Raw genomic sequence first — 18774 nt, forward strand, 5'->3', positions numbered from 1 at the left:
TGCTTGGCTCTACATTATGCGCGTTGAACGTTCTGGGCCGCCGTTCGAGCTGAAAGCCCGCGTCTACTTTGAAGATACCGATGCCGGCGGCATCGTCTACTACGTCAATTACCTGAAGTTTATGGAGCGTGCGCGGACGGAGCTGGTCCGCACTCTCGGCTTTGATCAAAGCGCTCTGCAGAGAGAAAACGTCATTTTTGTTGTGCACTCTGTCACGGCACGCTATCACGCGCCTGCACGATTGGACGATGAACTTGTCGTATCTGCGACTGTCTTGGAAACCAAGCGAGCAAGTATTCGTTTCCGCCAGAGAGTAACTCGGGCGGGAGATTTGTTGTGCGAGGGCGACGTGCTCGTGGCTTGCGTGAGTGCAGACCAGTATCGGCCCCGAGCCATTCCGGACAGCCTGCGAGCGGCTTTTCAGAACAGCGCCTCCGAGGCGTGACGACCGAACCGAAAGAACGTATGAGATTGCGAGGAGTGGTAGAGCGTGCAGGCTGATCAAATGTCGATATGGCACCTGGTGTCCGGCGCCAGTGTACTGGTGCAGCTGGTGATGTTGACCCTGCTGGCAGCGTCGGTGGTGTCTTGGGTAATGATTTTCCAGCGCAGCAGTGTCATGCGTTCGGCAAAAAATGCTCTGGATGATTTCGAAGACCGTTTCTGGTCAGGTGTGGATCTGTCACAGCTGTATCGTCAGGTCACTGGTTCGCCAGACGAAAATTCGGGTCTGGAGCAGATTTTTCGCGCGGGCTTCAAGGAGTTTTCGCGCATGCGTCAGCAGTCCGGTGTTGATCCGGATGCGGTAATGGATGCGGTACAGCGCTCGATGCGTGTGGCGATTTCCCGCGAGGAAGAAAAGCTGGAGCAGCACCTGCCGTTCCTGGCGACCGTCGGTTCTACCAGCCCCTATGTGGGCCTGTTCGGCACCGTCTGGGGGATCATGAACTCGTTCCGCGGCTTGGCCACGGTGCAGCAGGCGACGCTGGCAACGGTAGCACCGGGTATCGCCGAGGCGCTGGTGGCCACGGCTATTGGTCTGTTTGCTGCGATTCCGGCGGTGGTTGCGTATAACCGCTTCGCGGCGCGCTCTGAGATGCTGATTGGTCGCTACTACACCTTCGCCGACGAGTTTTCCAGCATCCTGCATCGCCGCGTTCACGCGCGCGAGGAGTAAGCGGAGGCCGCTATGAGCATGCACATGCACAGGCGCCGCGATAAGCGCAAACCGGTCGCAGAAATGAACGTGGTGCCCTACATCGACGTGATGCTGGTGCTGCTGGTGATTTTTATGGTGACCGCGCCAATGTTGAATCAGGGCGTCAAAGTCGACCTGCCGCAGGTTTCCAGTGAAGTGCTGCCGAGCGACAGCAACCAGCAGGTGCTGACCTTGTCCGTCCTGGCTGATGGGACCTACTACTGGAACCTGGGCGAGGCCGTGGACACGGAAAACCATTCCGATAGCGCTGTTTCTCTGGAAGCGATGACCGAAGGCGTGACCAAGATCATGCGCGCCAAGCCCGACACGCTGGTGTACATCCGTGGTGACAAGAATGCCAATTACGGGGTGGTTGTCACCGCCATGGGCGCCCTGCAACAGGCGGGTGTGCCCAACGTAGGCTTGATTACCGAGGCGCCGTGAGCACGCGATATCAATACCGGCCTGCAGCCTCGGAGCGTTATTCGTCTCCGCTGCTGAAGGCGGTCGGACTGCACCTGCTGGTGGCGATCCTGCTGTTCGCCTCTTTTAGTAGTGCGCCGGAATTCGAACCGGCCAAGCCGATCGTGCAGGCGACCTTGGTGCAGCTGGACTCGATGAGTCCCAGCACCACACCGACGGATCAGAAGATCGCCGGCGAGGCGCAGCAATCACGTTCGCCGCGTGCGGACGAGGAAGCGCTGGAGAAGCAGCGCGAGCAGCAACAGGCAGCCGAGGCGGCCAGAGCAGAGCAGGCCGAACAGGCCCGTCAGGCGCAAGCCGAAGCGCAGCGCAAAGCCGCCGAGGCCGAGCGCCAGGCCGAGGCCGAAGCTGAGCAAAAAGCCGCTGATGCGGCGGCCGCAGCTGAGCGCCGTCAGGCAGAAGAAGCGAGAAAGGCCGCAGAAGCGCAGGCCGCCCGTGAGCGCGCCGCTGCCGAGGCCGAGCGCAAGAAGGCTGAAGAAGAAGCGCGTCGCAAAGCGCAGGAAGAGGCCAGACGCAAGGCAGCCGAAGAAGCTGAGCGTAAGGCTGCCCAGGAGGCCGAGCGTCGTCGTGAGCAAGAGCGTGTCGCCCGGGAGCAGCGTGAGCGCGAAGCGGCCAAGGCCAGTGCCTTGAACGATTTGCTGGGCGAGCAGATTGAGCACCAACAGGCACAGGCTGATCGCAGCGGTGATCAAGTTGCGGCCAGCTACAACGACCTCGTTCGTCGTTACATTTCGGAGCAGTGGCGCGCACCGCCGACAGCTGTGAACGGGATGAAAGTAGTGCTGCGAATAGGAATGCTGCCTACGGGCCAGATTACTGATGTATCTGTCACTCAATCCAGTGGCGATGCAGCGTTTGACCAGTCTGCTGTGCAGGCGGTTAGGAATGTAGGCCGTATTCCTGAATTACAGAAACTTTCGAGTGAACACCCTGCGGTGTTTGAACGGGATTTCAGAAGTCTGGAGATGGGCTTCAAACCAGAGGACTTGTCTTTCTAATGAGCAGATTCGCTAAAGCACTTGGTTTGATTGCGTTGTTCTGTGTAGCTCAACTGAGCTTTGCGCAGAACTATATAGAAATTACTCACGGCAACAACAAGCCTATTCCGGTCGCTGTAGTACCCTTCGGTTGGCAGGGCAGTGCGCCGTTGTCTGAGGACATGGCGCAGATTGTCGGTAATGACCTGCGTAACAGTGGCATGTTTGCACCGCTCGAGCGTAACAACATGCTGAGCTATCCGGTGCGCGGTGAAGAGATCAACGCCCGCGATTGGCGCATGATTGGTGCTGAATACGTGGTCGTGGGGCAGGTGAGCAGTACCGGTGGCGAGAACCTGGATCTGACCTATAGTTTGTACAGTGTGGCGCGGGAGGAAGTGTTGCTGTCACGCTCGATCAGCGGTACCCGTAATCAGCTGCGCGACATTGCTCATCATCTGAGTGACGAGGTGTTCAAGGAGTTGACCGGCATTCAGGGCGCCTTCGGTACCAAGATTCTATACGTTGCGGCTGAGCGTTTCTCTGTCGATAACACGCGTTACACCCTGCAGCGCAGTGATTACGACGGCGCGCGCGCGGTGACGTTGCTGCAGTCGCGTGAGCCGATTCTGAGTCCGAGCTACTCGCCGGACGGCGAGCGCATTGCCTATGTGTCCTTTGAGTCACGCCGGCCCGAGATTTATGTGCATTACATTCGCACCGGTCGCCGCGAGCGGGTGAGTAGTTTTGAAGGCTTGAATGGCGCGCCAGCCTGGTCTCCGGACGGCAACCGCCTGGCCTTTGTGCTGTCGCGCGACGGTAACCCCGAGATCTATGTGATGGAGCTGGCCAGCAAGCAGCTGCGCCGCGTGACCAATCATTTCTCGATTGATACCGAGCCGTTCTGGATGGACAACAACACAATCGTGTTTACCTCCGACCGTGGCGGCCGGCCGCAGATTTACAAGCAGAGTCTGGGCTCTGGCTCACCCGAGCGCCTGACTTTTGTTGGCAACTATAATGCCAACGCCAAGCTCTCTGTCGACGGTCGCACCATGGTTATGGTGCATCGCCAGGAGGGTTACCGTAATTTTCAGATTGCCACGCAAGATCTTGAGCGCGGGAATTTGAGAGTTTTAACAGAAACGTCACTGGATGAGTCGCCAACCGTCTCTCCCAATGGCGCTATGTTAATTTATGCTACCCGTCAACAGGGACGGGGCGTACTCATGCTGGTATCTACAAACGGGCGTGCGCGGTCGGAGATTCCGACACAGTTCACCGACCTGCGCGTACCTTCATGGTCCCCATACCTGCCATAGGGCGCACCAACACTAAACCATATGGGGTTAATAGGAGTTCATGATGCAAGTTATCAAGTTTGGCAAAGCCGCTGCTCTGGTTGTCGCGTTCGGCGTGGTTGTAGGCTGTTCCTCCAAGGGTGGCGACACCTCTGGCGCTGGTGCAGTTGACCCGAACGCAGGCTACGGCGCTGGTACTTCCGGTGCAGGTTCCAATAGCGGCATGAACAGCGAAGAAGCTGCTCTGCGCGCTATCACCACCTTCTACTTCGAGTACGACAGCTCCGAGCTGAAGCCCGAAGCCATGCGCGCTCTGGACGTACACGCCAAGGACCTGAAGTCCGCTGGCAACCGTGTCGTTCTGGAAGGTCACACTGACGAGCGTGGCACCCGCGAGTACAACATGGCTCTGGGCGAGCGTCGTGCTGCTTCCGTTCAGCGTTACCTGGTTCTGCAGGGTGTGTCCCCGGCTCAACTGGAACTGGTATCCTACGGTGAAGAGAAGCCGGCAGCGATGGGTTCCAGCGAGGAAGCCATGGCTCAGAACCGCCGCGTAGAGCTGCGCAAGTAAGAGACGAGGTCGTATGAAGGGTTACAGAGGAGTACTGGTTGCCTTTGCCCTGTCGCCGTTGGCGGCAATGGCACAGGTTCCAGTGATGGAAGGCAGTTCGAACAATGGCTCGAACGCCGTGTATCAGGGCTCCTCGGTGACCCAGCAGACCCAGGCTGGCCTTTCCAGTGAAGGCCAGCTGTTTCAACAGTTGTATCAACTTCAGCAGGAAGTAACCCTGCTGCGTGGCATGCTCGAAGAGCAGAGCTACAAAATCAAGCAGATGGAACAGGATCAGCTTGATCGTTACAAGGATATCGACAGCCGTCTGTCTGGCATGAACACCGCACCTGCGTCCGGCAGTAGCGGGGCAAGCCCAGACGTTGCTGACACCCAGCAGCCCGCCGCCAATGCGGGCGCTTCTGCCGCGCCACCGGACCCGGAGCGCGAAAAACTGATGTACGACGCGTCCTTTGATCTGGTCAAGGCGCGCGATTTTGAAAAGGCCGCGCAAGCCTTTACCGCTTTCCTGCGCCGTTACCCCGACAGTCAGTACGCGGGTAATGCGCAATACTGGCTGGGCGAAGTGTACCTGGTCCAGTCTGACCTTGAGTCTGCCGGCCGCGCCTTTGCTCAGGTGATCAGCCGCTATCCCGACCACCGCAAGGAGTCGGACGCAATGTACAAGCTGGGTGATGTCGAGCGCCGTCTGGGTCGTGACGACAAGGCGCGTGAACTGTTTCAGCAGGTCATCAGCAAGTACCCTGACTCCTCCGCCGCGCAGCTGGCCGGGCGCGAGCTCAGCAGCCTGAACTGATCTTCCTCCGGGGGCTTTTGCCCCCGGTTTACGTTTCTATCGAGTACTTTCCATGTCTGCCAAGCCTGATTCCTCTGGTCGCGCCGTTGTACTGCTGTCTGGTGGGCTGGATTCGGCGACGGTGCTGGCTGTGGCGCAGGCTGAGGGGCGAGCCTGTTACACCATGAGCTTCGATTACGGCCAGCGTCACCGGGTGGAGCTGGAGGCAGCCGAGCGCGTAGCGCGGGCTGCGGGTGTGGTCGAACACAAGGTGATTGGCATGAACCTTAACGGCATTGGCGGCTCGGCTCTGACCGACGAGCGCATTGCTGTGCCCGAGTCGCCGCAGGAGGGTATTCCGGTTACCTACGTGCCGGCGCGCAATACGCTGTTTTTGGCGCTAGCACTGGGCTGGGCCGAGGTGCTGGAGGCGCGCGACATTTACATCGGGGTCAATGCGGTCGACTACTCGGGCTACCCGGATTGCCGGCCAGAGTTTGTCAGCGCCTTCGAGCAGCTCGCCAATTTGGCGACGCGGGCCGGCGTGGAAGGCGAGGGATTCCGTATACGGGCGCCGTTGCAGCAGTTGAGCAAGGCGCAGATCATTCTGGCCGGTCAGGCATTGGGCGTGGACTACAGTCAGACGGTGTCGTGCTACCAGGCGGATGAGCAGGGCCGTGCTTGCGGTGTCTGCGATAGCTGTCGTTTGCGGGCTGAAGGCTTCGCTACTGCCGGTGTCGCTGACCCGACGCGCTATCAGGGAAAATTTGCCGGCCATTGAAAAAAAGGCTTGAGTTTCCTCGGTAAATCAGTAATATAGCGCGCTTCCAGCAGGGGGTCGTTAGCTCAGTTGGTAGAGCAGTTGGCTTTTAACCAATTGGTCGTAGGTTCGAATCCTACACGACCCACCACTCTGGAAACTCTCTCCGGCCGTCCCTGGCCACCCTAGTGTATCGCTTCCCTGTATTCGTGTTTTTCGCAGTGCTTATCCGTTTTCCGGAATAACGTATCCACCGTCCAGTGGCTGCCACCAAAGCTCCATGAAAAAGAACCCTGACGTCAGCACTACCAGGATTGCGGCTGCCAGAATGCAGGTGGCGTAGAAGCGTTCCTGATCATTGCGCTTGAGCTGCATGTAGCCCGGCAGGCCCTGGTAGAGCAGCAGGATGCTGCAAAGCCCGCCCAGCGCCAGTGCGGGTATCAGCAACCAGCGCACCGGCAGGATGCTGACTATGCCGGCCAATAGCAGCGGCATGGCAAGGATCGTGGTGAAAGTGGCTGCCACCGTAAAGGCCGGCCGGCGGGTGGTGCGAAACAGTACCCAGCGTGTTGCCAGGGCGGTCACCAGTACGCTTGTCAGGCAGGTGAGGTAGAGCATCAATGCCAGCAAGCCTGCGCTACTGCTGTTGAGCTGGCGCTCCTGATCCGAGCCGAACAGGCTCCAGCCCACATCGGTTGCACCCACATAGACGCAGAGCGCAGGTAGCAGGGGTAGCAGCATGAGCGTGGGCACGAAGCTCCACGGGTGCTGGTTGGCATGTTCGCGGATTGGGCTCCACCCGCGTGAGGGTGATGAGATAAGCCCAGGAATCAGATGGATCATGTCAGGCCTCCTCCGGGGGACGTGTTTTGATACTGCAGACGGTTGACTGGCCTGAAGCGCTATGGGTTCATTTTTGCGTGGGCTGCGCGGCGGGCATGCTACAATCGCCCGTTCCGTTGTTCCTGATGGATTGAAACATGTCCCAGATTTCAGAGCGTTTGCTGGTGCAGGCGCACCTGGACGCCAGGGCGCCTGCGCCGCTGAGCGATGCCGAGAAGGCCGACTACAAGGCCCGCATTGCTGCTGCATTGAAAGCGCACAACGCGGTACTGGTTGCCCACTATTACACCGATCCGCTGCTGCAAGAGCTGGCTGAAGAGACTGGCGGCTGCGTGTCGGATTCGCTGGAGATGGCACGTTTTGGCCGTGACCACGAGGCAACCACCCTGGTGGTGGCTGGCGTGCGTTTCATGGGTGAAACCGCCAAGATTCTCAGCCCCGAAAAACGCGTATTGATGCCTACGCTGGAGGCGACCTGCTCGCTGGACCTGGGTTGTCAGATCGATGAGTTCTCGGCGTTCTGCGACCAGCACCCCGACCGCACCGTGGTGGTGTATGCCAATACCTCGGCGGCGGTGAAGGCGCGGGCCGACTGGGTGGTGACTTCCAGCTGCGCGCTGCCGATTGTCGAGCACCTGATCGACAAGGGTGAAAAGATCCTCTGGGCGCCGGATCAACACCTGGGTAACTACATTCAGCGCGAAACCGGCGCCGACATGCTGCTGTGGGAAGGCTCCTGCATCGTGCATGAGGAGTTCAAGGCCAAAGTGCTGGAAGACCTGCGCAAGGTCCATCCGGAGGCGGCGATTCTGGTGCATCCTGAGTCGCCTCAGTCGGTGGTGGAGCTGGCCGATGTGGTTGGCTCGACCAGTCAGCTGATTCAGGCTACCCGTGATTTGCCGAACCCGACGTTTATCGTGGCAACCGACCGCGGCATCTTCTACAAGATGCAGCAGGCTGCGCCAGACCGCCTGCTGATCGAGGCGCCGACGGCCGGCAACGGGGCGACCTGTCGCAGCTGTGCGCACTGCCCGTGGATGGCGATGAACACCCTGCCGCGCGTGTTGGCCGCGCTCGAGACCGGCGCTGATGAAATCCATGTGGATGCAGACCTGATTCCCAAGGCCGTCAGGCCGCTGGATCGCATGCTGGACTTTACCCGTAACGCCAATCTCGCCGCCAAAGGCAATGCCTGACACAACACAGCCGCCCTGGGGCGGCTGTGTTGCATTATGCGGCGCGCTGCTACCGGTGTTTACATCGATTCAACCAGGGCCCGCTGACGGCGCAGGGCATTTTGCTGCTCCTTGATACGTGAGCTGGTGACGAAGTTGCCGCCAGCGCGCTGCAGCGCCAGTTCGAGCTGCTGTTCCGCCTGCTGCAGATCGCCGGTCAACTTGAAGTAGTGCGCGCGGGCCAGATGAACACCCAGAATGTTGCCTGCCAGGCCGCGAATCTCCGCAGCCAGGTACCACACGTCAGGGTCGTCATCACGGCGGTTGGCCAGGCGATCAATGGCGCGTTCGGCATCGGAGTACTGCTGCTGCTTGAGTAGCAGGTCCGCTTCGGCAAAATCCAGCGGGAAGTTGTTCGGAAAGCGCTGCTGCATGGTGCGCGTGCGTTCCAGTGCCTGGGCAAGGCGGCCAGCGTTGGTGTCCAGTTCGATCTGAGCAAGGTTGAACGGCAGACTGTGCGGGTTCTCCTTCAGCAGCGGTGCGAGCGCCTCACTCGCTTCATCATGCTGCCCTCCGCGTGACAGGGCCAGCGCCAGGCCGTAGCGAGCGGCATCGTGATTGCCCTCGTGATCATCCAGTAATGCGCGAAATCGCTTGGCTGACAAGCCAGGGCTTTGTTCGTACTTGAGCTGCACCCGGGCGCGCATCAGCTGGTATTCCAGGCTGTCCTGTTCGCCGCCGGGCGGCAGTTGCTCGGCGCGGTTGCGGGTATCGGCCATCCGCGACTGGCTCACGGGGTGCGTCAGCAAAAATTCGGGTGGATTGCTATCGTAGCGGCTAAGCTGGGCCAGCCGCTCAAACATGGTGGGCATGGCCTTGGGGTCGTAACCAGCCTTTTCCAGGTTGAGGATGCCGATGCGGTCGGCTTCCTGTTCATTTTGGCGAGAAAACCGGCGCTGTTCCTGAATCGCTGCAGCCTGGGTCGAGGCAAGGGCAGCAAAGCCGGCGTCGCCTCCGCCCGCCGCGGCCAGCACGATCGAGGCCAGCATCGCGGTCATAAACGGCACCTGCATGCGCTGCTGTTGCTCCAGGCCGCGGGCGAAGTGGCGTTGGGACAAGTGGGCCAGTTCGTGCGCCATGACCGATGCGAATTCAGCCTCACTCTGCGCGTGCAGAAACAGCCCGCCATTGACGCCGACGACGCCACCTGGCGCGGCAAAGGCGTTCAGTTGCGGGCTGTCGATCAGCACAAAGGCCAGGCGGCGATCGGTTAATTGACTGGTCTCGGCCAGACGATAGGTACGCTCTTCGACAAACGCCTTGAGTTGCGGATCGTCCAGGGTGGGTACAGCCCCCCGCAACATGGTCAGCCAGGTGCGGCCGAGCTGATACTCCTGCTCGCGTGACATCATCGAAGAGCTGGTGTCGCCAAGCGAAGGCAGGTTGAATTCATCCGCGCTGACGGTCGCACCGGTGGGCAAGCCGAGTGCACCGACCAGCAGCGCCGCGGCTAGCAGGCGTTTCGCGGACATGGTTTCTTGCATCATTTTTGTCTCATACCGGGTCTGGCTGTTGTCGAGGGGAGCGCCTGCAAGGCTATACTGTCGGCCACCTGCTGTGGAGTCCTTGTATGCCTGTTGATTTGCCCATCGATGCTGTTGTTGACGCCCGTGGACTCAGTTGTCCGTTGCCCCTGCTGAAAGCCAAGCAGGCGCTGAACAGCATGGTAGCAGGCCAGACGTTGCATGTAATGGCTACCGATGCGGGGTCCGAGCGGGACTTTCAACGCTTCGCGGAACTGTCCGGAAATCACTTGCTTGAAGCCCGTGTATTGGACGGCGAATTTCACTATTGGTTGCGTAAAGCAGATTAATTCACATGTTAAAAGTCTTTCAGGGCTGGGTTCAGCGGTATTTTTCCGATGAAGAAGCGGTGGTGCTGGCAGTGGTGCTGGCGCTGGGTTTCGCGATCGTCATTTCTTTTGGCGACAAACTGGCGCCGTTGCTGACCGGGGTTGTACTGGCTTATCTGTTGCAAGGCCTGGTGACCCGCTTGCAGCGTTGGCTGCCGCATTCGCTGGCGGTCTGGATTGTTTTTCTGCTGTTTCTGGGCGCATTGGCAGCCCTGTTTGGTGTGGTGATTCCGCTGGTCTGGAAGCAGATGCTCAACCTGTTCAACGAGCTGCCGGGCATGCTGGGCGAGTGGCGAGCCCAGTTGCTGCACCTGCCGGAGGAATATCCGTCCTTTATCTCCGAGGCGCAGATCGAGCGCCTGATGAATTCCATCAACGGCGAAGTGGGGGCGTTTGGCCAGTGGGCATTGTCGCAGTCGCTGGCCAGCCTGCCGGTGGTGGTAACGGTGCTGGTGTATCTGGTGCTGGTGCCGATCCTGGTGTTTTTCTTCCTCAAGGACAGCCAGACCCTGACCGCCTGGACCGTGAGTCACCTTCCCCGTGAGCGTCGCCTGATGCGCGTGGTCTGGACCGAGATGAATCAGCAGATCGCCAACTATATTCGCGGTAAGGCGGTGGAGATTCTGATCGTCGGTGCGGTGACCTATATCTCCTTCGCGATACTCGGGGTCAACTACGCCGCGTTGCTGGCGGTGCTGGTCGGGTTGTCGGTACTGGTGCCCTATATCGGCGCCACCGTGGTAACCATTCCGGTGGCGCTGATCGGTCTGTTCCAGTGGGGGCTGGGTAACGAGTTCATGGTGCTGATGATCGTCTATGCGGTGATTCAGGCGCTGGACGGCAACGTGCTGGTGCCCATCCTGTTTTCCGAGGCAGTCAACCTGCACCCGGTTGCCATTATCGCGGCGGTGCTGATCTTTGGCGGGTTGTGGGGCTTCTGGGGGGTGTTCTTCGCCATTCCGCTGGCGACTCTGTTCAAAGCTGTGCTCTACGCCTGGCCGCGCGGCCTGGAGGCCGCGCACGATGCCCAAGCCGAGGCGCCAGAGCCGGTCTGAGCGCCTGGGCGGGGCGGGGCGGCTGATTACAGCGCCTGGACTGCGGCCAGTACCTCGGCGACGTGCCCTGGCACCTTCACCTTGCGCCACTCCTGGCGCAATACACCTTGTTCGTCGAACACAAAGGTGCTGCGCTCAATCCCTTCATACTCCTTGCCGTAGAGCTTCTTGGGCTTGATCACGTCGAACAGGCGGCAGAATGACTCGTCCGGATCGCTGATCAGTTCGAACGGGAACTCGTGTTTGGTCTTGAAGTTGCTGTGCGTACGCAGGCTGTCACGCGAAACGCCATAGATCACGGCGCCAGCGTCGGTAAAGGCAGCGTAATTGTCGCGGAAGTCCTGGCCTTCAGTGGTGCAGCCGGGGGTGTTGTCCTTGGGATAGAAGTAAATGACGACCTTCTTGCCGGCCAGACTGGCAGGCGTGACGGTCTGGTCGCCGGTAGCGCTGGCGCTGAAGTCGGGGAAGGGCTGATTCAGTTCAACGGACATGGGCGGTCTCCTCGTCGGATATCAGTGCAGTGGGCGCCAGGGTTCGATCACGGCATCCAGGTTCAGTTCGTCGCAAAAGTCCAGAAACTGCTCTCGCAGCCAGCTCAGCTGAGTCTGCGCCGGAATGGCGATGGTCAGCGTCAGGTTTAGCATGGGCGTACCCGTGTGCTGAGCCTGGTAGGTGAAACTTTGCAGCTCCTCAATGTCGATGCTCAGTTGCTGGAAGAAGTTGCATAGCTCGCCGACCAGTTCGGCGCGTTGTGCAGCGGTAACAAAGACGTTGTACGGCAGGGCCTGCGGGCGTTCGTCCAGGCTGTGGCTGCGCGACATGGAGAGCAGGATGTGTTCGCGCTTGGCCAGCGGCGGCAGCAGGGTTTCCAGTCGTGCCAGGGCATCCCAGTTGCCGCTGACCTGCAGCAGTAACACGGCACAGCTGCCGTGACGACTCATGCGGCTGCTGACAATCTGGCAGCGATGTTCGGTGCACAGGCGGGTCAACAGGCTGGCCAGCGATGTGGTTTCCTGGCCCATGACGTTGATGACCAGATATTGCTCGCGTTGACCCGGTGGGGTGGACATGGTGATCCTCTAATTCACGGAAGCGCCTTGTGGGCGCGATAGACAAGCGCCTATTGTCCCAGCCTGCCGGAGGCGGGGCAACTGCCCATGCTGCTGGCACGCAGAACTACCGGCAAATGCGCTGCGCGTCTGGTGCCGAGGCGCTTGGGTACCTGCAGCGGCCGTGAGGAATTAATCGGCGCGTCGCTTGTACTGGCTGCGGGGCGAAAGTACCATTGTCGTTTATTGTTCCAAGTGGAGAGTTGCATGATCTCGGGCAGTCTGGTGGCGCTGGTTACACCCATGGATTCAAACGGAGACCTGGATTGGCAGGCTCTGGAGCGCCTGATCGACTTCCACCTGGAAAAGGGTACCGACGGCATCGTTGCGGTGGGTACCTCCGGCGAGTCCGCTACTCTGGATATGGCTGAGCACAAGGAGGCCATTCGCCGCGTTGTGCAGCAGGTCGCTGGCCGTATTCCGGTGATTGCCGGCACTGGCGCCAACTCCACGCGCGAAGCCGTCGAGCTGACCGAAGCCGCCCGCAGCGTCGGCGCAGATGCCGCCTTGCTGGTGACGCCCTATTACAACAAGCCGACGCAGGAAGGCTTGTATCTGCACCACAAGCATATCGCTGAAGCCGTCGCCATTCCGCAGATCCTCTATAACGTCCCCGGCCGTACCGCCTGCGACATGTTGCCGGAAACGGTTGAGCGTCTGGCTGCCATCGACAATATCGTTGGCATCAAGGAAGCCACCGGTGACCTGCAGCGCGCCCGCGAAGTGATTGAACGGGTGGGCGACCGCATGGCGGTGTATTCGGGTGACGATGCCACCGCAGTCGAGCTGATCCTGCTGGGCGGCAAGGGCAACATCTCCGTCACTGCCAACGTCGCGCCCCTGCAGATGCATGAAATGTGTGCCGCAGCCCTGCGTGGCGACGAGGCAACGGCGCGTCGTCTTAACGAGGCCCTGATGCCGCTGCACAAGGCGCTGTTTATCGAAGCCAATCCGATTCCCGTCAAGTGGGCCCTGCTGGAAATGGGCCTGATTGCCGACGGCATTCGCCTGCCGCTGACCCCGCTCAGTGCCCGTTGCCATGACACCGTTCATGGTGCATTGCGTCAGTGTGGCCTGCTCTAATCAATCGGAACACCTGTTGACCAAGGAAACATTTATGAAGCCTGTGCTGAGCGCACTGACCCTGGGAATTTTGGCCAGCCTGAGCGGCTGTGGGTATTTGATGGGAGACAACGGCTACTTCCGTGACCGGGCCGGCGACTACCAGCAGGCTGAGGTCAAGCCTCGCATGACCGTACCGGCAGATCTCGAAAGCAAGCCGATGGGGGATCTGTTGCCGGTGCCGGGTCAGGTTGCCGCCGCGCCGCAGCCGGGTGAAAAGTTTGAGACCCCGCGCCCGCGTCCGATGGCCGCTGGTGTCGACACCTCGACCTTCTCGCTGCAGCAGGAAGGCAGCCAGCGTTGGGTGCTGGCGCAATTGCCTGCCTCTGAAGTCTGGCCGCTGCTGCAGCGCTTCTGGTCTGATTATCGGGTGCCGATGGCGCGCAGCGATGCCGCCCTGAGTGAAGCCTCTACCCAGTGGGTTGATTTCAGCCAGTCCACCGGGAATCCGCTGGTGCGCCGTATGCTGCCGCTCGTCCAAGAGGGGCAGCGCATTGATGATGAGGAGCAGCGCTTCCGCGTGCGTCTGGAGCCGGGGGTCAACAACGGCACCGCAGAGATCAAGGTACTGCATCAGGCCCGAGACCTGGGTGATGACGACAGCGAGTGGCCCAACCGTTCCGACAACACCAACTTTGAGCGCGCTCTGCTCGCCGAGCTGGAAACCTACCTGAACCAGAGCACTAGCACAGATGGTCCGGCGCTGGTCTCCAGCATTATCAACAGCGGCCCGGTAGAAACCAGTCTGGAGCAGGACGGCGCTGGCAACAGCGTGTTGTACATGCTGACCGACTTCAACCGTGCCTGGTCTGATGTAGGCGAAGCGCTGGCACGCGCTGACGTCTACGTCACCGACTATAACCGCAGCTCCGGCGTCTACTACGTCAATCTGGATCAGACCCGCTCCGAGCAAGAGGAGGAGCCTGGCTTCTTCGCGCGCTGGTTCGGTGGTGATAACGAAGACGAGCAAGTTGAAGATGACGGCAGCCAGCTGCAGGTGCGCCTGACGCCGACCTCCAACCGTATTGAAGTCAGCGTTGATGCCGGCATTGAACACGCGGCCGACGGAACCACCGCCCGTGAGCTGCTCGAGCGCATTCAGCGCGGCCTGAATGAGCGGCCGCCGCGGCAGTGAGGTACTGCTCCCTCGGCAGCGGTAGTCGTGGCAACGGCACCTTGATCGAACAGGGTGCCAGCCGAGTGCTGGTGGATTGCGGTTTCAGCTTGCGCGCCACCGAGCAGCGACTGCGTCAGGCCGGCATCAGTGGCGACCAGCTCAGTGCCATCCTGGTTACCCATGAGCACAGCGACCACATTCAGGGCGTGGCCAAGCTGGCCCGGCGTTATGAACTACCGGTATACCTGACGCCGGGCACTGGCTATGCGCTGCGCGAGGAGTCGGGGCTGGATATTCGCCATATCGATCTGCACGGGCGCTTTGCTGTTGGCGAGCTAGAGGTTACCCCGGTTGCCGTGCCCCATGACGCCAGAGAGCCCTGTCAGTACGTTTTTGACAACGGGCGCCAGCGTCTTGGCGTGTTGACCGATACCGGCACCATTACACCCTGGATTGTCGAGCAATACGCCGATCTGGATGCACTTTTCCTGGAAGCCAACTATGATCCGCACATGCTGTCTAGCGGCCCCTATCCAGCGTTTTTGAAGGCCCGGGTTGGCGGCAATCTGGGTCATCTGAGCAATCAGCAGGCGGCCGGTTTTCTCCGGGGCGCCGGCCTGGAGCGACTGCGGCATATTGCTGTGGCGCACATCAGTGAAAAGAACAACCGCCCGGAGCTGGCGTTGGCAGCGTTGCAAGACGCGCTGACAGACTGGTCCGGCGAGCTGCTGCTGGCGCAGCAGGACCAGGGGCTGCCCTGGCAATCAATTCAGTAACTGCCCATCACCATTTTGCGGACAGCGGGAGCCGATAATGGAAAAACGTAACGAACTCTATCGCGGTAAAGCCAAGTCGGTTTATACCACCGACGACCCGGATCGCCTGGTCCTGCTGTTCCGCAACGACACCTCCGCCTTTGATGGGAAGAAGATCGAACAGCTCGATCGCAAGGGCATGGTCAACAACCGCTTCAACGCCTTCATCATGCAGAAGCTGGAAGACGCGGGTATCCCGACCCAGTTTGACGCACTGCTGTCTGACAACGAGTGCTTGGTCAAAAAACTCGACATGATTCCGGTCGAGTGCGTGGTGCGTAACTTTGCTGCCGGCAGCCTGGTCAAGCGCTTGGGCGTGGAAGAGGGCATGGCGCTGACCCCGCCGACCTTCGAACTGTTCCTGAAAGACGACGCCAAGGGCGACCCCTTCATCAATCAGTCCCACGTTGTCACTTTCGGCTGGGCGACCGCTGAACAGCTGGCGCGCATGCAGGAGCTGACCCTGAAGATCAACGACATCCTCAAGGGGCTGTTTGATGAGGCCGGCCTGCTGCTGGTCGACTTCAAGCTGGAGTTTGGCCTGTTCAACGGCGAGATTGTTCTGGGTGACGAGTTCAGCCCGGACGGCTGCCGCCTGTGGGACAAGGAAACCCGCAAGAAGATGGATAAAGACCGCTTCCGTCAGGGCTTGGGCGGCGTTATCGAAGCCTACGAGGAAGTCGCCCAACGCCTCGGCGTGCCGCTGCCCTGAGCATCTTCGGCTACCGCATTGTCAGCAAAAGCTGGTAATATGCGCGCCGACTTGGAGAGTTGCCAGAGTGGTCGAATGGGACGGATTCGAAATCCGTTGTACGGGCAACCGTACCCAGGGTTCGAATCCCTGACTCTCCGCCAATAAACAAAAACGCCCAGCCTAGCTGGGCGTTTTTGTTTATCCGGTGAGCTCTCGGTGAGAACCCTCGTTCGACCGAGCCTGCCGCGCAGGCGAGGAACGCCGGAGCATCGCGACGGCGGCCCCTCGAAGAGGGGTGAGGCGCGCAGCGCCGAATAATCCCTGACGAAGCCTCAGACGGCACAGTCTCCCGACTAGCTGGGCGTTTTTGTTTGTCCGGAGGGTTCTCGGTGAGAACCCTCGTTCGACCGAGCCTGCCGCGCAGGCGAGGAACGCCGGAGCACAGCGACGGCGGCCCCTCGAAGAGGGGTGAGGTGCGCAGCGCCGAATAATCCCTGACGAAGCCTCAGACGGCACAGTCCTCCGACTAGCTGGGCGTTTTTGTTTGTCCGGAGGGTTCTCGGAGAGAACCCTCGTTTGGCCGAGTCGGCACAACAGCAAACCCGACCAGAACAATCATTGCGTTGGTAGAGCTAAGTCGAACAGGTTGGTGGTTTGGCGGGTTCTATGCTTTTCGTTCGGCGCTTTGCGATAGCTTGCGCAAGCGCTCAGAGCCGTCTTCAGCCAGGTAGTCTTTCACGCCGTGAGTGGCAGAAAACTCACTCTCTGTTCTACGGCGCAACATCTCCTTGAAGCGCTCAGAGCCATCCTCGGCCAAATAGGTGTTTGTCGGTACCTCATAGAGCGATGCACTGATTTCTGTCGCCTTGCTGCGCAGCTCAATAAGAAGCTCCGCGCCATCCTCGGCATGAGCAACACCAACAGAGGAGCCAATGAGCACGGCGGCTGATACCAGCGCTGCCAATGCATTAAAAGATGGGCGATTTGACACTTTCATTTTGTGTATCTCCAGAACCATTTCGACTTGAGGCACACTGCTTGTATGGGCCCCTTCAAGATTCCTGCAGAGCAAGCGCTTTGGCTTTCTGCTTGGGTGATACGGTAAAGAGTTGGCGAAAAACGCGATACACATATGCTGTCGAGTGAATGCCTAATCCTCTTGAGCAGAATTTGATTTTCTTCTGGAGGTGATGCGTAGGCGCCGTTTTGCGGTGCTTGCAGGCAAGATAAAACAATGCTCGCGAATTATTGCCTATTGCTGTTTGCCTATATGTCCAAATGTGCCGCTTTTGCCTTGCCGTGATGCAAGAGCGGCTTGGCTATGCGCTGACGGATAATAATCAATAGAGTGTGTGCCGGGGTTAACGCTGGATAGTGATTGATCAGGCCATAGCCAACTTATAGAAATGGCGGCCGACCAATCACTCAGCGGTTATCACGAGGCGGACAGAGAGGCTCTGTGTGTCTTGTAATTCTCCGCTTGCTCGAAGATTTCTTTATACACTTCATCCCGGTCTACCGGCGGGTAGCCATGCTTGGCCAGCAGGTGCTGCAACAGCTTGATGCGGGTGTTGGGCAGTTTTATTTTCTCGATCTTGGCCAGATAGTCGTCATCAAAGATGTCCATCTCGGCGGTGCCGTTTTCGCCCAGCTTGAATATCTCCTCAATGCCCTCAGTGCTTCGCCGGCCATTTCGCGCACGCGAGCGTTCATCTGCGCAGCACTGCCTTTGGTGAGCTTGAAGGCGATTGAGCGTGCCGCGAGGTAAAAAATGAATCTGGTCGCGTTCGCTTTGGCTGATAGCTTCAGGGTTGTAACAAATGTCGTAGGCCGCTTTACCAAGGTCACCAAGTGCTTTTCGATCTTGTTGGTAATCTGCGCGTACTCGGCGGCGCTGACCTACGCTGCAGTAGGCCCGCCTTTTTTGCTTGCTGACCCCCTGTGCTAAAGCGAACCGTAACGCGAGTCCCGCCAGTTCAATGCTTCGCGTAGTCCATGGCTTTTGACCCGCTCGCCAAACTCGGCTTTCTCGGGGGAGTAGGCGGAGTTGAGGATGGAGACGACATCGAGGTTGGCTGTGACGGCTTGTCTTAACCCCATTGCCTCATAGGCTCGGGTCAACGCCAGCTTGGTCAGTCGCAAGGTAACTGCAGGCGTCATGGCGATTTTTTTGGCCAGTTTGTCGACGGTTTCTTCCAGCTCGGTTGCCGGCACGACGTGGTTGATCAGCCCCATTGTTTCGGCTGCTTCTGCGGAGACTACGTCGCCGGTCAGCAGCAGTTCATTGGCTTTTTTCTGCCCAATCAAAAAGGGCATGAGCAGTGTCACAGGGCCGGAGCCGAAGCGGATTTCCGGCTCGCCGAATTGTGAACGGTCCGAGGCGACGATCATGTCGCAGGCCATGGCAAGCTCACACGCGCCCGCCAGGCACCAGCCGTCGACTGCGGCAATGGTCGGTTTGGTGCAAGCCCAGACGGCCATCGACAGGTCGACGTTGCGGGTCAGTGCGTTATGCCAGTCTTCTGCGCTGGACACGCCTTTGGCGATGCCCTCAGCGATGTCGTAGCCGACGGAGAAGGCCTTACCAGCGCCGCGCAGGACGATAACTCGTACTTCGTCGTTGGCCTCCAGTTCAGTGACTTTTTCTCGTAATTCGGTAACCACTGCGGCGGACAGGGCGTTGAGTTTGTCGGGACGATTAATCGTTACCCAGGCAATGCCACCGCGAAGCTCAGTTATTATGAGAGCATCATTTTTCACGGTATTTCTCCTTAGAGAGGAAGGTTGTTGGGTTAGGCGGCGTTAAGCACAGCGCTGTCTGACCGTAACGTTGTTCAGCTACTTAAGTTCACCACCGCGCGGCGGCG

At 59.5% G+C, this 18774-nt stretch carries 22 protein-coding genes and 2 tRNA genes; 17 read left to right on the forward strand and 7 right to left on the reverse strand.

Going from position 1 to position 18774, the window contains the following annotated elements:
* The first annotated feature begins 16 nt into the window (after positions 1-16).
* The 9 genes from ybgC to ASB58_RS19300 all read left to right on the forward strand — a co-directional run bounded on the left by ybgC (position 17) and on the right by ASB58_RS19300 (position 6216).
* Complete coding sequence (ybgC, locus tag ASB58_RS19260) at positions 17-445, forward strand: tol-pal system-associated acyl-CoA thioesterase (protein WP_096006292.1); 429 nt, start codon at positions 17-19, stop codon at positions 443-445.
* Between the two features lie 60 nt (positions 446-505).
* A complete protein-coding gene (gene tolQ, locus ASB58_RS19265) occupies positions 506-1177 on the forward strand; it encodes a protein TolQ (RefSeq protein WP_096006311.1) in 672 nt (223 codons plus the stop codon).
* Between the two features lie 24 nt (positions 1178-1201).
* Positions 1202-1642: a protein TolR gene (gene tolR / locus ASB58_RS19270; protein WP_096006312.1), complete on the forward strand. Its 441-nt coding sequence runs from the start codon at positions 1202-1204 to the stop codon at positions 1640-1642.
* Complete coding sequence (gene tolA / locus ASB58_RS19275; RefSeq protein ID WP_118132014.1) at positions 1639-2679, forward strand: cell envelope integrity protein TolA; 1041 nt, start codon at positions 1639-1641, stop codon at positions 2677-2679. Before tolR ends, tolA begins: the two co-directional genes overlap by 4 nt.
* Entirely contained in the window at positions 2679-3980 is a 1302-nt protein-coding gene (tolB, locus tag ASB58_RS19280; protein WP_118132015.1) for a Tol-Pal system beta propeller repeat protein TolB, read from the forward strand. Before tolA ends, tolB begins: the two co-directional genes overlap by 1 nt.
* A 43-nt stretch (positions 3981-4023) precedes the next feature.
* Complete coding sequence (gene pal, locus ASB58_RS19285) at positions 4024-4530, forward strand: peptidoglycan-associated lipoprotein Pal (RefSeq protein WP_083727692.1); 507 nt, start codon at positions 4024-4026, stop codon at positions 4528-4530.
* Positions 4531-4543: 13 nt separating this feature from the next.
* A complete protein-coding gene (gene ybgF, locus ASB58_RS19290; protein WP_096006295.1) occupies positions 4544-5326 on the forward strand; it encodes a tol-pal system protein YbgF in 783 nt (260 codons plus the stop codon).
* Between the two features lie 52 nt (positions 5327-5378).
* Positions 5379-6086 (forward strand): 7-cyano-7-deazaguanine synthase QueC, encoded by a 708-nt coding sequence (gene queC, locus ASB58_RS19295; protein ID WP_118132016.1) that lies wholly within the window; start codon positions 5379-5381, stop codon positions 6084-6086.
* Between the two features lie 54 nt (positions 6087-6140).
* Positions 6141-6216: transfer RNA gene (locus tag ASB58_RS19300), tRNA-Lys, on the forward strand.
* 74 nt (positions 6217-6290) lie between these two features.
* Here the strand turns inward: ASB58_RS19300 and ASB58_RS19305 are convergent.
* Entirely contained in the window at positions 6291-7157 is an 867-nt protein-coding gene (locus tag ASB58_RS19305; RefSeq protein ID WP_118132046.1) for a Yip1 family protein, read from the reverse strand.
* Here ASB58_RS19305 and nadA point away from each other — a divergent pair.
* The gene (gene nadA / locus ASB58_RS19310) at positions 7046-8104 is read left to right on the forward strand and encodes a quinolinate synthase NadA (RefSeq protein ID WP_118132017.1); all 1059 of its coding nucleotides are present in this window, start codon (positions 7046-7048) and stop codon (positions 8102-8104) included. The two genes, ASB58_RS19305 and nadA, sit on opposite strands and share 112 nt — an antisense overlap.
* 59 nt (positions 8105-8163) lie before the next feature.
* Here nadA and ASB58_RS19315 read toward each other — a convergent pair whose 3' ends face one another.
* Complete coding sequence (locus ASB58_RS19315) at positions 8164-9615, reverse strand: M48 family metalloprotease (RefSeq protein WP_118132047.1); 1452 nt, start codon at positions 9613-9615, stop codon at positions 8164-8166.
* A 98-nt stretch (positions 9616-9713) separates the two neighbouring features.
* On the opposite strand from ASB58_RS19315, the gene ASB58_RS19320 reads away from it, so the two are divergent.
* Positions 9714-9956, forward strand: a complete 243-nt coding sequence (locus ASB58_RS19320; protein WP_096006299.1) for a sulfurtransferase TusA family protein — start codon at positions 9714-9716, stop codon at positions 9954-9956.
* A gap of 5 nt (positions 9957-9961) precedes the next feature.
* On the forward strand, positions 9962-11050 hold the full coding sequence (locus ASB58_RS19325; protein WP_096006300.1) for an AI-2E family transporter: 1089 nt from the start codon (positions 9962-9964) through the stop codon (positions 11048-11050).
* Between the two features lie 26 nt (positions 11051-11076).
* On the opposite strand, the gene ASB58_RS19330 is transcribed toward ASB58_RS19325, so the two are convergent.
* Entirely contained in the window at positions 11077-11541 is a 465-nt protein-coding gene (locus ASB58_RS19330; protein WP_118132018.1) for a peroxiredoxin, read from the reverse strand.
* A gap of 21 nt (positions 11542-11562) precedes the next feature.
* Entirely contained in the window at positions 11563-12120 is a 558-nt protein-coding gene (locus tag ASB58_RS19335; protein ID WP_096006302.1) for a glycine cleavage system transcriptional repressor, read from the reverse strand.
* Between the two features lie 246 nt (positions 12121-12366).
* Here ASB58_RS19335 and dapA point away from each other — a divergent pair, with 246 nt between their 5' ends.
* The 5 genes from dapA to ASB58_RS19360 all read left to right on the forward strand — a co-directional run bounded on the left by dapA (position 12367) and on the right by ASB58_RS19360 (position 16068).
* The gene (gene dapA / locus ASB58_RS19340; RefSeq protein WP_096006303.1) at positions 12367-13242 is read left to right on the forward strand and encodes a 4-hydroxy-tetrahydrodipicolinate synthase; all 876 of its coding nucleotides are present in this window, start codon (positions 12367-12369) and stop codon (positions 13240-13242) included.
* Between the two features lie 34 nt (positions 13243-13276).
* Positions 13277-14416, forward strand: coding sequence for an NlpB/DapX family lipoprotein (gene bamC / locus ASB58_RS19345; RefSeq protein WP_181977982.1), 1140 nt, complete (start codon positions 13277-13279; stop codon positions 14414-14416).
* Positions 14413-15174 carry an MBL fold metallo-hydrolase gene (locus ASB58_RS19350; RefSeq protein WP_118132020.1) on the forward strand — a complete coding sequence of 254 codons (762 nt, stop codon included), beginning with the start codon at positions 14413-14415 and terminating at the stop codon, positions 15172-15174. The genes bamC and ASB58_RS19350 overlap by 4 nt, the downstream gene beginning before the upstream one ends.
* Before the next feature lie 37 nt (positions 15175-15211).
* The gene (gene purC, locus ASB58_RS19355; RefSeq protein ID WP_118132021.1) at positions 15212-15925 is read left to right on the forward strand and encodes a phosphoribosylaminoimidazolesuccinocarboxamide synthase; all 714 of its coding nucleotides are present in this window, start codon (positions 15212-15214) and stop codon (positions 15923-15925) included.
* 53 nt (positions 15926-15978) lie between these two features.
* Positions 15979-16068 (forward strand) — tRNA-Ser (locus ASB58_RS19360).
* 503 nt (positions 16069-16571) lie between these two features.
* On the opposite strand, the gene ASB58_RS19365 is transcribed toward ASB58_RS19360, so the two are convergent.
* The 3 genes from ASB58_RS19365 to ASB58_RS19375 all read right to left on the reverse strand — a co-directional run bounded on the left by ASB58_RS19365 (position 16572) and on the right by ASB58_RS19375 (position 18667).
* Positions 16572-16904, reverse strand: coding sequence for a hypothetical protein (locus ASB58_RS19365; protein WP_118132022.1), 333 nt, complete (start codon positions 16902-16904; stop codon positions 16572-16574).
* Between the two features lie 438 nt (positions 16905-17342).
* Entirely contained in the window at positions 17343-17888 is a 546-nt protein-coding gene (locus tag ASB58_RS20405; RefSeq protein WP_118132023.1) for a type I restriction enzyme endonuclease domain-containing protein, read from the reverse strand.
* Positions 17852-18667: an enoyl-CoA hydratase/isomerase family protein gene (locus ASB58_RS19375; protein WP_118132024.1), complete on the reverse strand. Its 816-nt coding sequence runs from the start codon at positions 18665-18667 to the stop codon at positions 17852-17854. Before ASB58_RS19375 ends, ASB58_RS20405 begins: the two co-directional genes overlap by 37 nt.
* Between the last annotated feature and the right edge of the window lie 107 nt (positions 18668-18774).

Origin of the sequence: Pseudomonas abyssi, assembly GCF_003444685.1 — a bacterium.
GTDB classification, from domain to species: domain Bacteria; phylum Pseudomonadota; class Gammaproteobacteria; order Pseudomonadales; family Pseudomonadaceae; genus Halopseudomonas; species Halopseudomonas abyssi.

Coding starts and splice junctions, on each gene's coding strand:
- ybgC (WP_096006292.1), top strand. CDS start 17: ATGCGCGTTGAACGTTCTGGGCCGCCGTTCGAGCTGAAAGCCCGCGTC.
- tolQ (WP_096006311.1), top strand. CDS start 506: ATGTCGATATGGCACCTGGTGTCCGGCGCCAGTGTACTGGTGCAGCTG.
- tolR (WP_096006312.1), top strand. CDS start 1,202: ATGCACAGGCGCCGCGATAAGCGCAAACCGGTCGCAGAAATGAACGTG.
- tolB (WP_118132015.1), top strand. CDS start 2,679: ATGAGCAGATTCGCTAAAGCACTTGGTTTGATTGCGTTGTTCTGTGTA.
- pal (WP_083727692.1), top strand. CDS start 4,024: ATGCAAGTTATCAAGTTTGGCAAAGCCGCTGCTCTGGTTGTCGCGTTC.
- ybgF (WP_096006295.1), top strand. CDS start 4,544: ATGAAGGGTTACAGAGGAGTACTGGTTGCCTTTGCCCTGTCGCCGTTG.
- queC (WP_118132016.1), top strand. CDS start 5,379: ATGTCTGCCAAGCCTGATTCCTCTGGTCGCGCCGTTGTACTGCTGTCT.
- nadA (WP_118132017.1), top strand. CDS start 7,046: ATGTCCCAGATTTCAGAGCGTTTGCTGGTGCAGGCGCACCTGGACGCC.
- ASB58_RS19305 (WP_118132046.1), bottom strand. CDS start 7,157: ATGCAGCAGCAATGCGGGCCTTGTAGTCGGCCTTCTCGGCATCGCTCA.
- ASB58_RS19315 (WP_118132047.1), bottom strand. CDS start 9,615: ATGTCCGCGAAACGCCTGCTAGCCGCGGCGCTGCTGGTCGGTGCACTC.
- ASB58_RS19320 (WP_096006299.1), top strand. CDS start 9,714: ATGCCTGTTGATTTGCCCATCGATGCTGTTGTTGACGCCCGTGGACTC.
- ASB58_RS19325 (WP_096006300.1), top strand. CDS start 9,962: ATGTTAAAAGTCTTTCAGGGCTGGGTTCAGCGGTATTTTTCCGATGAA.
- ASB58_RS19330 (WP_118132018.1), bottom strand. CDS start 11,541: ATGTCCGTTGAACTGAATCAGCCCTTCCCCGACTTCAGCGCCAGCGCT.
- ASB58_RS19335 (WP_096006302.1), bottom strand. CDS start 12,120: ATGTCCACCCCACCGGGTCAACGCGAGCAATATCTGGTCATCAACGTC.
- dapA (WP_096006303.1), top strand. CDS start 12,367: ATGATCTCGGGCAGTCTGGTGGCGCTGGTTACACCCATGGATTCAAAC.
- bamC (WP_181977982.1), top strand. CDS start 13,277: ATGAAGCCTGTGCTGAGCGCACTGACCCTGGGAATTTTGGCCAGCCTG.
- purC (WP_118132021.1), top strand. CDS start 15,212: ATGGAAAAACGTAACGAACTCTATCGCGGTAAAGCCAAGTCGGTTTAT.
- ASB58_RS19365 (WP_118132022.1), bottom strand. CDS start 16,904: ATGAAAGTGTCAAATCGCCCATCTTTTAATGCATTGGCAGCGCTGGTA.